The 13,971-nt window shown below is 47.6% G+C and carries 8 protein-coding genes and 2 pseudogenes; 2 read left to right on the top strand and 8 right to left on the bottom strand.

Going from position 1 to position 13,971, the window contains the following annotated elements; all coding sequences use genetic code 11:
* Positions 1–15: 15 nt before the first annotated feature.
* The 5 genes and pseudogenes from DAI21_RS23535 to DAI21_RS19710 all read right to left on the bottom strand — a co-directional run bounded on the left by DAI21_RS23535 (position 16) and on the right by DAI21_RS19710 (position 4,663).
* Positions 16–372, bottom strand: a complete 357-nt coding sequence (locus DAI21_RS23535) for a FimD/PapC C-terminal domain-containing protein (RefSeq protein WP_370447050.1) — start codon at positions 370–372, stop codon at positions 16–18.
* Positions 373–2,696, bottom strand: a pseudogene (locus tag DAI21_RS23540) (fimbria/pilus outer membrane usher protein); the annotation flags it as partial.
* A gap of 51 nt (positions 2,697–2,747) precedes the next feature.
* Complete coding sequence (locus DAI21_RS19700) at positions 2,748–3,428, bottom strand: molecular chaperone (protein ID WP_107703983.1); 681 nt, start codon at positions 3,426–3,428, stop codon at positions 2,748–2,750.
* 84 nt (positions 3,429–3,512) lie between these two features.
* Positions 3,513–4,061, bottom strand: coding sequence for a fimbrial protein (locus tag DAI21_RS19705; protein ID WP_159075439.1), 549 nt, complete (start codon positions 4,059–4,061; stop codon positions 3,513–3,515).
* A gap of 71 nt (positions 4,062–4,132) precedes the next feature.
* On the bottom strand, positions 4,133–4,663 hold the full coding sequence (locus DAI21_RS19710; protein ID WP_102105197.1) for a fimbrial protein: 531 nt from the start codon (positions 4,661–4,663) through the stop codon (positions 4,133–4,135).
* A 474-nt stretch (positions 4,664–5,137) separates the two neighbouring features.
* Between DAI21_RS19710 and DAI21_RS19715 the strand changes: the two genes are divergently transcribed.
* On the top strand, positions 5,138–8,380 hold the full coding sequence (locus DAI21_RS19715; protein ID WP_107703985.1) for an autotransporter outer membrane beta-barrel domain-containing protein: 3,243 nt from the start codon (positions 5,138–5,140) through the stop codon (positions 8,378–8,380).
* Between the two features lie 103 nt (positions 8,381–8,483).
* Positions 8,484–9,413, top strand: coding sequence for a LysR family transcriptional regulator (locus DAI21_RS19720; RefSeq protein ID WP_107703986.1), 930 nt, complete (start codon positions 8,484–8,486; stop codon positions 9,411–9,413).
* Positions 9,414–9,495: 82 nt separating this feature from the next.
* Here the strand turns inward: DAI21_RS19720 and DAI21_RS19725 are convergent, their stop codons facing one another.
* The 3 genes and pseudogenes from DAI21_RS19725 to DAI21_RS19735 form a co-directional block, all read right to left on the bottom strand.
* Positions 9,496–10,383: a LysR family transcriptional regulator gene (locus tag DAI21_RS19725; protein ID WP_107703987.1), complete on the bottom strand. Its 888-nt coding sequence runs from the start codon at positions 10,381–10,383 to the stop codon at positions 9,496–9,498.
* Positions 10,384–11,330: 947 nt separating this feature from the next.
* Positions 11,331–12,367, bottom strand: a pseudogene (locus tag DAI21_RS19730) (aldo/keto reductase).
* 108 nt (positions 12,368–12,475) lie between these two features.
* Complete coding sequence (locus tag DAI21_RS19735; RefSeq protein WP_107704298.1) at positions 12,476–13,966, bottom strand: efflux transporter outer membrane subunit; 1,491 nt, start codon at positions 13,964–13,966, stop codon at positions 12,476–12,478.
* Between the last annotated feature and the right edge of the window lie 5 nt (positions 13,967–13,971).

The following is a 13,971-nucleotide window of genomic DNA, read 5'->3' on the forward strand; positions in this document are numbered from 1 at the left end:
ACCTTCTTAATTATATTAATGACATTGGGCTGTGATTTGCTTGATCAGCTCAGCGCTATCAGCACTCTTTTTATCAGAACGTAACGCATAATTTGCCTTACATTTCTGGTTGCTGTCATCGCCCCACTTCACCATTAAATTGCCTTCTTCCGGCAGACCCGATAAATACACCTGGCCTTGATCGCTGACGATGCCGGTAATAATTTTGTCATCATCTGTTTCATCTTGCATTAAGGTCACCGTCGCACCGAAAGGAACGGGCTTCCCGGAGAACAGAAGCTGGATAAGCGCTCGCTGACCAACACGTGTTTTAAAGTCGGCAATGGTAACAGCGCCACGCGTTGGAATAACCGTCTGACTGCTGAAATCCATGTCTACATCATCGCCAAAACTTTGCGTATCGAGTTCAATTGAATTTTTACGATAAGGCTGAACGTACGGTACGACTGCATATCCGCGCCAGTCAGTCTTAACGCCGGTATTATTCTTAACATTCACGCCACCGGCATCAGGCGCCTTAACAAGGGCAATTGTATCGCTGAGAGGCTGTGATAATGTTACACCGTTCTGATGTATTACCACGCCGCCCTGTACGCCATACGTCCATTGTTGAGTATGATCATCATAGTTATATCCAAGATTACTTTCGCCCAGATTACCTTTGTAATCGAGAGAGGCATTCCCCGATGAACCCTGACCTTCGTTTTCATAGCCCTGTTGCACGGCATAACTCAGGTTATTATCCTGCAATAAGTTACCGCTGATACCTGCCTGTTGAGATGTCGTGCCATTCTTGTTACTGCTCATATTATAGGTCATCCATGCCCCGGTATGTCCCAATAAGAGATCGAACGGCACAGACATATTAAATGCGACAATTTTATCGGCTTCTGCAGTTCCCGGATTTTTGGAATAGTTATAATTCAGCCCCAGACTCACCCCATAGATAGTCGTTGAGTAACCTAACTGAATAAGTTTCTCTACACCATCACCGCCCCAATAGTTCTGCCGACTACCGCTAATATTAATTGAGCCGTAGTCGCCGAAAGACTGGCTAATCGTCAACTGAATTTTACTTCGCTGATTATGTGAGCGATTATAATTATCAAAGTCATTATCTGAATCAGGATCAGCCTGATAGTCCTGAACATCGCTGAATGAATAATACCCTTTGGTAGAATAGCGATAACCCGCAATTTCTAAGTTAGTATCCGTACGTTCAAAGTTTTTAGCATACATTGCACGATAGGACTGGCCTTTTTTCGTCCCCAGGGAATTATCATCAAACTGACTGGTGGCCTGAGTACCATCAAATGAGATCGCCCCCACGCGCCTAAGTCTCTGCCTAATCCGACAGTAACGGCACGATAATTATTGGCATATTGTACACCGCCATATATGGTCGTCCGTGATGTGAGACCATAAATATTTGATATCTGAATGAACTGAGGTGTTTTCGTATCGTCAGTGCCGGTACGATATTCACCCATAACCAGATTGTATTTCAGGCGTTTTTCGCGCTGCAAAATAGGTACCGAGCTGGTCGCGACGGTAAATTTCGTTTCTGAGTTGTCCGCTTCCTTCACGGTCACTTCCAAATCACCACCGTTACTCGACGGATAGAGATCGGTGATCGCAAAAGCCCCCGGGGAAACGTTGGTCTGATAAATCGTATAACCGTTCTGTTTAACCGTAACCTGGGCGTTTGATTTCGCGATACCCCGGACCGTGGGCGCGAACTGGCTCATCGAGTCAGGCAGCATCTGATCGTCAGACGCGAGCTGTGCCCCGGTAAACTGAATACTGTCAAAGACGTCGCCCGGCGTTGCTGTTTGCCCTAATGTGAGCTGGCCACCCTGTAAAAACTGGACATCACGCTGTACGTACGTATTGATCGACTGAAATTCACGCTGGTTACTGTCGCTACTGTTGCCATGCCCGTTGTCAGACGAGTTGTGAATTTCGCTATAGGTGGAGTAATTGCGTAAACGCCATGGACCGACGTTGGCTCCACTTCTTAAGTTCACAAAGTGACTCTGGGAATCACTGTCGTCCCTGGATGTCGTTGATCCCGAATAGCTGTAGTTGAGAATGATTGCCGGAATGCCTGCTTCCCAACGTTTCGGGTCAATCGCATTACGTGGACGCGTATCCACCCCCACCTGCGGAACCGTAATGTCATAGCGCATACGGTTTAAATCCAGCGTTTCAGTGGCATCTTTCACATACACATTAAGCGGTTTGGTCATTATCTCAGTTTGCGGTGCCGCTTTGAGATCGGGGAACGTATCTAAAATCACCCCGTAACCAACCAGCTCTTCCGGCGTGAGTTGCCCATAAAGCTTGCCCGGGTACTCTTTCAGACTGACGAAATTAACCGTCCTCAAATCCACCTGCTGGTTGTTAAGATAGACATTGACTTTGTATGAACCCGGCATTTGGCCGCCTTTCTCGGCAAAATAGTTAAGGTCCACATCTTGCAGGTCACTTACTCCCCCCATAGCTTTGAGCATTTCAGGGTTAAATGATTCGGCACCAAAAGAAGCAGCAGGTAATGATAATAAGATAAAAAAAGAAGCTGGCTTTGCTAAAGAATGAAAGCAATCGTAATTTGATTTTTTAAAATCGCTGCCATCAGCCTCACACAGCTTCTGTGAAAATTTACCTGACATATTTTTTATTTTATTATCATCCATAATTCATACATCCAGCATTTTCGTTTATCAATCAGGTAACAACATTGTTGTTTAGAATTTAGCGGTCGCCTTTTCGCTCAACCCACCGTAATCATTTATCGATTGCCAGGTGATTGTGCCGCTGCTTGCAGGCTCCTTGATATTGACAGATGAGCCAGGGGCAACCATGTAACCCTGTTTCACATCGTGGCCATTAATACTTATTCTCGAGATATTCACAAAATATGGCGTTGGGTTTTTCGCTACCAGCGAATCGCCAGCGTAGTTAAATGTTACTTTTTCATAGGCGTGTTTGACTTCTTCCGGCTTATTGATCGCAACAGGTCGGTAGAAAAGTTTAATTCGCGTATTCAGAGAGAACTGCAACGAGTTTTCAGATTTCACTTTCGCTTCTGGTGGAATGGCCAGCGTATTGATCCAGAAAACAGACTCTTTATCCTGCGGTAAATTTGAGGAGGTCTGCGTAATACGAACGGTGTTATTTTGGCCCGGCTCAATTCGGAAAAGAGGCGGCGTGGTCATAAATGGGACTTTCTCGCCCGCATTATCGGTACTGACCCATGAACGGATGAGATATACTGAGGAATCTTCACCATTCATAATAGGCAGAGACGCCTCTTTCATATCGCCTGTAAAGATAACCCGAGTTGCGCCAACGGTTAAACCGGCAAAACTTGGGATAGCCGTTACCAGCAATGCGCTAGCGAGAATAGACTTGACTAACATTTTCATAAGTTTCTTCTTTGGTTAAAAAAATAGTGACTTTTGTCATCAAAAGTCACTTGTATTAAGAGTAATTAAATCATCAAATGATTATTACAGATAAGACAGCTCATAGTTGATTACGGAAACCATCGGACCAGCGGTAGGGGTGGTAGACCCTGTCTTCGCGTAGCCAACACGGTAGTTCAGATTGTTATTACCGACTACCAGTGGCGTGCTGTACTGCGTTACAACGTTGGCAGGAATGACTGCGCCGCTCTGAGCATCAGTAATAATGTAACCTGCATATTTCGCAGCACCAGAGGACGTGGAATCAACAAAGACGTTGGCACCAGAACCGGATGAGGTTTTACCGGTTAATTTGATCGACACGTTTTCTACAACGCTTGGGCAGGTTTCCAGCTTAATGCTGAAGCTCTTCTGCAGGTTAGCGCTGGTAACAGCTGCGCCAGGCAGTGCGTTAACCAATGAAATCGGCACAGCATCCATTGGCACAACCAGGGCTTCAGAACCGGCCGCAACAGAACAGGCGGTGGACGCTACGGTGCCGTGAAAATTCAGGGTGCCGTCAATAGCCTGGGCGCCAGAAACACCAAAGCCCATCATTACGACTGCTGCAATACTTAATTTTTTCATGTTCATAATTGGTTTAATCCTTTTAACCTTTGCCATTTTCTCAGACTGTATTTCTGGAAATAAATGACAGCCGGTGATTAGTTATAGGTCAGGGTGAAGTTAGTCGTTGCAGTGAACTGACCTTCAGTCACAGTCCCACCGGTATAAACCGCTGCTGCGCGCAGTGGAATATTCGCTTCGTGTGAAGTGGCATCAATGGTTGTTACCGCAGAAGCGCTGTTTAAATTAATTTGGGTATCGTCTGGGTTATATAAACCCAAGCCAATGCCGGTTACGCCAGTGATAGCCAGCAGTTTTGAATCAGTTGCATCTGCTGTACCGTTTGCGGTGAGGCTAACACCTGCCTGTGCTTCCGGACATTGAGTCAGGTGAATGGTAAAATCTTTCGCAGGAGACTTAGCGCCCTTAGTACCACCGAAGTCAGCAGCAATAATGGTACCTAATTCAATTGCGGCAGAAGTACTTGCTGCATCAATAACACAGCCGGTGGTGTTAATACGGCCATTAACAGTGATAGTACCAGTATTAACAGCAGCTGCGTTTGCGCCCATTGTTGCAGCAGCAGCTGCAGCAAGCACTGTAAGTTTGAACCATGAAGTCATTTTCATTTTTATCCTATCAAGATTATATATTGTTAGTTTATGAATCTAACAACCATTACGGATGCCTCTTTGCCAGACATCTACGTTGGAGTGGATTATTCAGGAAACCTTAATGGCGGTACAGTCAGTAATGCTTACAGATGCATTAAGCTTAACTTAAGGTATGCAAGTATTAATTTATTGACTTTATTCTTACATTGCTAATAAATGTAAATGCTGGTGAACACCTGTCAATTCCTGGCTACTTCTTGAACACCACAAATGAAGGCACCCTTTTTTTAGCGTATTAAACAGACAGTTACACTTTATGCCTTCATGTTAAGTGAACAGATAATAATACGCTTATCAGTGTGTAAAAACGGACTGACTAAATCCTTTAAATAATACTGATTCCTGTTTCGCTATTTAATTCTTGAGAACGCCTGGCTTCTGGCGTAGGTACAATATCTTTTTAACCATGATTTATAAGGAAATTTAAACATGGAAATATGTAAAAAAAATGATTATTCATTAAAGGGTAAATGGCTATTTACGCCGTTCTATTGGCTTCTGCTTTCTCCTTTGAGTGTTTACGCATCCATAACCTATAGCGACGGTAAAGAACATTTTTTTAACTTTTTACCTTCAACAGAAACCACAGCGGATAATGATCCTGCGTTTATCATTACCGGTGCGGGAACCGCAGTTAAGGTTCAGGGGAGTAATAATGCTGGCGATACGCTTATTCCTGAAAAATCAGTTATATCTACTTCAGGAAAAGAGTCCTATGCGTTTAACCTTTCTAACCTTGCCAATTTAACCCTTACCAATGCCGCTATTGACACCAAAAACGCGAGCAGAACCATCAACATAAGCTCCGGTGCATCAGCAACATTGAATAATGCTGATATTAGTGCGAATCAATCAAGAAGTTATGTGGTTTATGTCAGTGGGGCCGGTTCCTCATTTCATGGTGATGATATTCGTATTACCGATACTAACTCTACAGGTACTGGCATCTCTTTGCATTATGGCGCTTCCGCTAACGATCTGAGTAATGTCACTATTACACTCAGTGATGCCATGTATGGGATTCAGCTCGATTCATCTACAGCAGTGATTGATAATCTCACTATCAATCAGTCCTCCACGGGCTATCAAAATGCTATTTATGCCATTGGTTCGAATTCGAACCAAAAAGCGGTGGCAACAATCACCAATGGGCACGTCAATTTGACGGGCATTAACAGCACAATGATTAATGCCAACGCCTACAGTGACGTTCGGCTGGATGGCGGTATTTATCAGAGCTATGGCGATAATATCACGGCCTTTTTCTTATCGGGGAAAGAGAGCAGTCTCACGGCCAACAATCTTACACTTATCACGAACGGCGTCAGATCCAACGCTATTGATGCTCGCAATAATATGCATATCGATAACGATATTGTTAAGACGACAGGGGATAAATCGTATGCCTTGTATGTCGACTCTGGTGATATGACCTATAACCAGCTCCCGCCTGTCACCCTGACGGCCTCCAACATGACGCTGGTTACAGAGGGAAATAGTTCTGCTGCGGCAGTCGCCGCGTGTTCCGCCAACATCGCCTGCACAGGTATCCTTGATATCAGCAACTCCTCAATTACGACCTCCGGTACGGGTAGTTACCTGCTGGCGGCGATGAATGATGCCATCATTACTGCGGAGTCTGTTACTGGACACTCTTCGGGCGAGAATGCCGATTTAATACGCTCATATGCAAACAGTAATATCACGCTTAAAGGGAGCCAACTGAGTGCAACGGGAGCCAATGCGAACGCGATTTATGGAACGGGGTTTGACGCGGACAACCCGGCGATAGTCACGCTTATTAACAGTGACCTGAGCAGCGCCGCTGCCGAAGGAATCATCATTTCGGGTGCGAATGAGCAAATCAATGTGAACGATCATTCAACGATTACCAGCGGCAGCGGTATTTTGTTGCGTGCGAACAGCACTATCAATACGAGTACCGGGGTGATTACTGCGAGCAAGGTGAACCTATCGGCCAGTGATTCACTCCTTGAGGGTGACATTATCGCGGCTCAGGGAAACCTTGTTGATGTTTATCTGAATTCGGACTCGCAATGGAAGGGTGCAACCGAGACCACTAATAGCGTAAACATAGATGCTACCAGTAAATGGGTTATTCCTGATAATTCTACGGTTAATACATTGAATTCCGCAGGGAATGTCTTCTTCTCTCATACAGGAAGTGCTTATTCGACGTTGAATATCACTGGCAACATGAACGGTGATGGTATTTACCACATCAATACATTCCTCGATGATAGTAACTCCCCCACCGATACCATCCATGTGACGGGTGACGTTACCGGCAGTAATATTCTGTATGTTAACAATACGGGTGGTCAGGGTGATTACACCCCGGCTAACGGCATTCAGGTTATACAGGTCGACGGTACCAATACCGAGGGCAGTAACGCCTTTACGCTTGGAAACACCGTTTCTGCTGGCGCGTTTAACTACACGTTGCACAAAGGCGACATTTCAAGCGGCGAAGGGGAAAACTGGTACCTGAGTGATTGTGCTGATTATACGTGCTCCGAAGCTATTCCTGACCCGGTTCCCGATCCGGACCCGACGCCAGAACCCGACCCAACTCCTGATCCTACTCCTGATCCAGACCCGACGCCCGATCCAGATCCTGTTCCCGATCCGGACCCGGCTCCAGAACCAGAACCGACCCCTGATCCCGAGCCGGCGCCGGAACCCGATCCTATTCCGGACCCGACACCTGCCCCAATTCCGTCTGATGGAAACCTGCCGTGGCGTGAAGAGGTACCTTCTTATCTCGCAGCCCCAACTTTGCTCATGAATTATGGATTTGATGCTATCGGCACTTATCATCAACGTAATGGCAGTAACGTTATGCACACAGACGAAACATGGGCACGGACAGCGTATCAACATACAAACTATGATGCCGGTCGTTATAGCTATGATACGGATATGAGCTTAATCCAGTTTGGTCAGGATTTATTGTGGGATAAAACCACTGATGGCGGGGAAATTCGTGCAGGTATTATGGCGACGTTGGGCCGCCAAACCACAGATTCCGAAGACAGTTTACGCCGTCATAATCCCTCTCTCTCGACAAAAACTGGCAGCATTGACAGTCGTATTTACAGCTTAGGCGGGTATTACACTCTGAAAACCCACGAGGGCGCGTACATTGACGTTGTCGGTCAGGGAAGCTGGTACAAAACCGATTATGACAGCACCCATGACGCCAGTCAGAATGGCTATGGTGCCGCACTGTCAGTAGAAGTGGGTAAGCCATTTGTTCTTTATCAAAATCTCAAAGTAGAACCTCAGGCGCAGATTATTTATCAGTACCTTAATCTCGAGGATTTTAACGACGAGATCAGTTCAGTATCAGGCGTTTCCATGAGTAACGGACAGGGTCGGACAGGGCTTCGTTTCTTCATGGATAATCCAGACTGGACCCCTTACTTAGCAATTAATGCCGTAAGCGTTATGGGTGATGAAGCAAACGTGCAAATTGCCGATAAACATACGCGAGCAGATTTCGGTAAAGACTGGTGGCAGAGTGCAGCGGGCGTCACCGTAAGTCTTGGAGAGAATACCCTCTTGAATGCTGATGTGAGTTACCAGAAAGGTTTTGGTTCTGACATCGAGGGATATAGCGCGAATGCAAATGTGAAAGTCTCTTTCTAAGACCACGAGAAAAAGGAGCTGAGCTGTGGCTATACTATTCTTTATGTGAATATATCGCAGAGTGAAGTCACAGCTTTGTCCATCATTCATCAGGGATTTGAAAATGACAGAAAATTCGCTTATCGCAAATATCAGTAGGGTCAAAGGATTTGATTTAAATCTTCTTTTAATCTTTGAAGCCATTTATGTTCACAAGAGCGTATCTAAAGCGGCGGAACTGCTGTGTGTTAGCCCTTCGGCCGTCAGTCAGTCATTGACGAAGCTACGCAGTTTTTTCTCCGATCCCCTTTTTATCCGCGAAGGGAGAGGACTTGTGGCAACCACTATTGCAGAAAATTTGCATAATCAGTTACGTGCAGGTTTCAGGCAGCTACTCGGTAGCCTTGATTATTTCAAGGATACAACGACCCGCAGCAAATTTGTGGTCCACTCAACGCCCTATGCGGCGATGCGCATCTTACCTCATGTCAGCGCTGAGGTTCTAAAAGAAGGGCTTAACTGTGAAATAAGCCATATCAGCGCTGATGCACTACTGGATACCATTGAAGATGCGTTGACTTACCGCAAAGCCGATATCGTCTTTGACACTAAGCCTTATTATAATTTTTCCACCGTGGTTGAGCCGTATCTGGTTGAGCAGACTGTTCCTATTTGCCGGGTGGATCATCCACGGTTAAAGAAGACGCTGACATATGAGGAGATGGCGTTTGAAACCTCCAGCTTCCTGAATGCCGGTTCTGAAAACGTCAAACGCACTCAGACGGGGATTATGGAGTATTTAGGCGATCGCAACTTTTTCTTTAGCAGCAGCTCCATTATTGTTAACGCCGCCATTGTAGAAAAATCAGACGTGGTCAGTTTCGTGCCCGCCTGGTTTGCTGAAAAATTTGCGTCCAGCTTCAATATTAAAGTGCTGGAATGCAATTTCACTCTGGAACCCGTCACCATGTATATGACGTACAATAAAGCTTCCTTGAAAAGCCCACACTTTCTCGAGCTTTTACAAGTGCTTAACAAATTCAAAGAGTTGTGAATCAAAGGGAATAGCCTGAACAACGATTATGGCTATTCCCTTCATAGCACTACAGCCTTCCCCCTGCTTTACTCTTCAAAAGTTAGCGCATCATTGCTATTTTTTTGAGCAAATCGTTTTTATCTTTTCGTCTGGAAGGATCTTTTAAATAGTTAATGTATAAACTTGTTTTTTTGACATTCAATTTAAATTTATAATTTAACGATTTGATATCAAAAGATGCGTGAAGCTTCAAATAAATATTCAATGGAATAACACAAATAATATCGCTGACCTCGACCATTGCCAGCAGATCAAGATAGTAATGACTGGAGAAAAATACGTTTGCGGTTTGCCCCTCATCCAGTAAGTTATCAAAAAGTGAGGAACACCCTAGCGCCGCCTGTTTTTCATAGGAAAATTCTTTCAGCGAGATCGAGTCCGAAAGCCTCGGGTGATCGTTACGGCAAACAATCGCATAATCTTCCTTAAACAGTCGCTTGAAGAAAATGTCTTCATGTTGAATAGGCTCATAGTCAAAAATAACATCCGCCTTATTGCTCAACAACAAATCGGCCCTTCCCTCTGGCGAAACGGGAAGAGCGGTATGCTCCAGGGGAAAGGAGATGGATTGCTCCATCAACAAATAGGTGACAGGGATAACGGTGGCAGCGATATGCGGCGCGCAGGCAAAGACGAAACGTTGTTTGTCTGTTTCCACATTAGCAGACTGAACGTCTTGCTGGTTATTCAATATGGCCAGGGACTCGGTATGCAATCGCTTTGCAAATTCTGTCGGTATCAGCGAATTTTTTTCACGGAAAAAAAGCACATCGTTATATAAAAGCCGTAGTTTTTTTATGGCCAGATAGACGCTTGAGTGCGAAATACTCAGCGCAAAAGCTGTCTGGCTCATGCTTTTCGTTTTCATGACTGTATTAAAAATTCGTATGCGGCCTATTTCTGCTTTACTTAATTTATGATGAATCATCTATAATCTTCCATAATCAGTTAGCGTTCATTTGAGAATACTCAATCCTTTATACATCTCGCTAATCACGTCACGTTCTGTGAAAAAACTTTAGTGCTCCAGGTCAGGCGGTCAGTAAACTATTTATGTTACTCCTCTGAACGTCAGTCTTTCCTGCATACAGCAGGCAACTTCTCTCGCTCACTCCATACCCTGGCATCGGTAAATATTCATTTGCTGCGTTGTATTTTCACTGTCCTGAAGCCTACAGCAGCATTAAAACCAGAGGGGAAACGCCTACCGAATGGCATACCATTCAACTACTTAATTTACATCGCATACAGGGCGTTAATTGTACTACCACGAGTACCAGACAGGGCTCAGCGCCTGGCTATGGGTAAATATCAAGGAGAGTGACAGTGGTATTCCAACGCTGGCGAGACTGATTCGCCCCCGCTGTATGCATTAATGCTTTTCAATCGATTAATTTTCATTGTTTATGAATCTGAATATTTATTCATCCACGGTTAGAGAAACACTTTCTAAAATGAAAGAATGTGGACTAGACAAAACAACTTTATCTACAATAGTAAAATATTAACGCTTTGATGTCTGCGTTATCACTATTTAGTTTTGCTAAATGACTATTTAGCACTTTTATATAGTGAGCGCGCCAGTATAAATGACTTATGTTTGTCAACTCTACAGCAGAAATCAATCCGGCAGCTGTGTCGGCGCTCTCCTTAAACAGTTTTGCCACCAGGGTTAAAACCTGGCCATGCAAAAGCCCCCTGCAGAGACTCTCCACAGGGGGCTTTATTGATTCACATCAGTCAGAGGGTACGGATAACAATCTCGTTAGGTCTGATTGTAAACCTTATACAGACACTTTTTACTTCTCCGACGTTGCGAGCATCTTCGTTGATATTAGATGCGAGATAAACACCGTACCGCCTGAATAATGGCCATTACCCTTTCAATTGATTCTGGCGATATTCACCCTGACGCTCCAGCATCCAGCCCGGATATTCCCGTGGCAGTGCGCTAACGGCGTCGAGCTGTTTCAGTTCGTCATCACTCAGGCGAATATTCGTTGCGGCGATGTTGTCATCCAGCTGATCCACGCGTTTGGCTCCGATGATAACGCTGCTCACCACTTTCTGATTCAGCAGCCACGCCAGCGCGATTTGCGCGACTGAAATGCCTTTGCTTTCGGCTATGGTGCGCATCACGTCCACGCAGTCGAACGCGCGCTCTTTCTCCACCGGCGGGAAATCGAATTCCAGACGACGTCCACCCGCCTCGCTCTGGCCGTCACGACCGTATTTGCCGCTCAGTAACCCCCCGCCAGCGGGCTCCAGACCATCAGCCCGACACCTTCGCTTTGCAGCATCGGCACCAGTTCACGTTCCAGATCGCGCCCAGCAATGGTGTAGTACGCCTGTAGCGAGGCAAAACGCGCCAGCCCGAGACGCTCGGAGATCCCCAGTGCTTTCGCAATCTGCCATGCCGCCCAGTTAGAGACACCGATGTAGCGCACATGGCCATGTTGCACCAGATTATCGAGGGCGTAGAGCGTCTCTTCGATCGGCGTTGCCGGATCGAAACCGTGCAGTTGATAGAGATCGATATGATCGAGCTGCATACGGCGCAGGCTCTCTTTAACGCTGCTGATGATGTGATAGCGCGAACTGCCGCGTGAGTTAACGCCAGCGGTGCCGGTTTCACCGAACACTTTGGTGGCGACAACGACGTTTTCACGCGGGATTTTGAGGTTTTTCAGCGCCTGGCCGGTGATCTCCTCCGAGCGCCCTTCTGAATAGACGTTCGCAGTATCGATAAAGTTAATTCCGGCATCCAGCGCACGGCCAACCAGTTTTTCCGCATCGCTCTGCTGAAGCTGGCCGATTTTTCCCCACATGCCACCTTCCCCGCCGAAGGTCATGGTGCCAAGGCAAAGCTCAGAAACAAACAGACCGGTATTGCCCAGTTTTTGATAACGCATATGACGTTCCTCACAATGTTCGTTTGATGGGTGCCGGACAGTTATACCCCGCGCCTGCAAAACGCGAATGTGGCGTTCCTGTTTGTTTCTTGCCCAATCCTCTGAACGTTATCCGCGCGGGGCGTCGCCAAACACCGAATAGTCCGGCAAATTCACCTGCTGATACGGCTCCCAGCCTCCGCCGAGGGCCTTGTAGAGTGCCACCAGATCGAGAGCACTCTGCACCTGCGACTGCGCACGCTGCTGCTGCGCCTGAGCCAGCTGGCGCTGAGCATCCAGCACGTCGATAAAGCTGGCGATCCCTTGACGATAGCTGTCGCTCGCCAGATCGAACGCGTTTTGCAGTGCGTCGATGGTTTTGCCTAAGCCCGCTTCCCGCTGCTGGTCCGTGCGATAGCTCACCAGCGCGTTTTCCACATCGCCGAGCGCGGTGAGCACCGTCTGACGATAGTCGAGCACGGCGGCGCCCTGCTGCGCGCGCGCCACTTTGACACTCGAAACCAGTCGTCCGCCCTGGAAAATCGGGATCGACACCTGCGGACCGACGCTATAGAAATGGCTGCTCCAGTCGGTGAGCCAGTTGGTTTCACTGTTGCGCAGGCCAAACTGGCCGGAGAGCGACACGCTCGGGAACAGCTCGGCAACGGAGACACCAATTTGCGCCGTCGCGGCGTGAAGATTGGCCTCCGCCTCGCGCACATCCGGGCGGCGACGGGCGAGCGTCGACGGAATACCTGTCGGCACAATGTCAGGCAATGCGGGCAGCGGCTGGACGGAACGCAGCTCGCTGTCCAGCGCACCCGGCGGTTTACCCAGCAGAATCGCCAGACCGTTCATCGCCTGACGCTCCTGGGCCTGATATTGCGGCAGCTGCGCTTCCAGATTGCCCAGCTGCGCGCGGGCGTTCTCCACGTCCATCTGCGGTGACAGACCGCCGCGCTGGCGGCTTTCCGTCAGATCGAGCGTTTGCTGTGCGCTCTCAATTTGCGTATTGAGCGTCGCCATCACGCTTTGCGCCCCGCGCAGTTGTAGCCAGGCCCGCGCCACTTCCGCTTCCAGAGAGACCAGGGCGTCGTTGCGCTGTTCGATAGCCGCACGCTGCTGGGCTTCGGCACCTTCCACCTGACGGCGCACTTTGCCCCACAGATCGAGTTCCCATTGGGCATCAAAACTTCCCTGATAGAGATTTATCGGCTGGGTGAGCGGCCCCAGCGCCCCTTTCAGATCGGGATCAACGTCATCCAGCTGATCGTAAACGCCATGCGATTTTAGCTCCCCCTCCAGCCCCAATTGCTGGCGGGTCGCCTGCAGATTACCGTTCACCGAGGGATAAAACGCCCCGCCTGCCTGGTTTATCTGTTCGCGGGCACCGGCGATGCGCAGGACGGTTTGCTGCAGCGAGAGGTTTCCGGCAATCGCCCGCTCAACCAGGCTGTCGAGCTGCTGGGAGCCAAACGTTTTCCACCAGCGCGGGTTTACCGCACTGCTCTGCGTTTGTGACTTCACGCTCGCATCGCCAGGATCGTTCCATGTCGTAGGCGTCTGCGGTGCGGGCGGCTGATAATCAGGCCCTACGGCGCACCCCGCTAACAGCAGCATTAAAA

Source organism: Lelliottia sp. WB101 (assembly GCF_003051885.1).
GTDB classification, from domain to species: domain Bacteria; phylum Pseudomonadota; class Gammaproteobacteria; order Enterobacterales; family Enterobacteriaceae; genus Enterobacter; species Enterobacter nimipressuralis.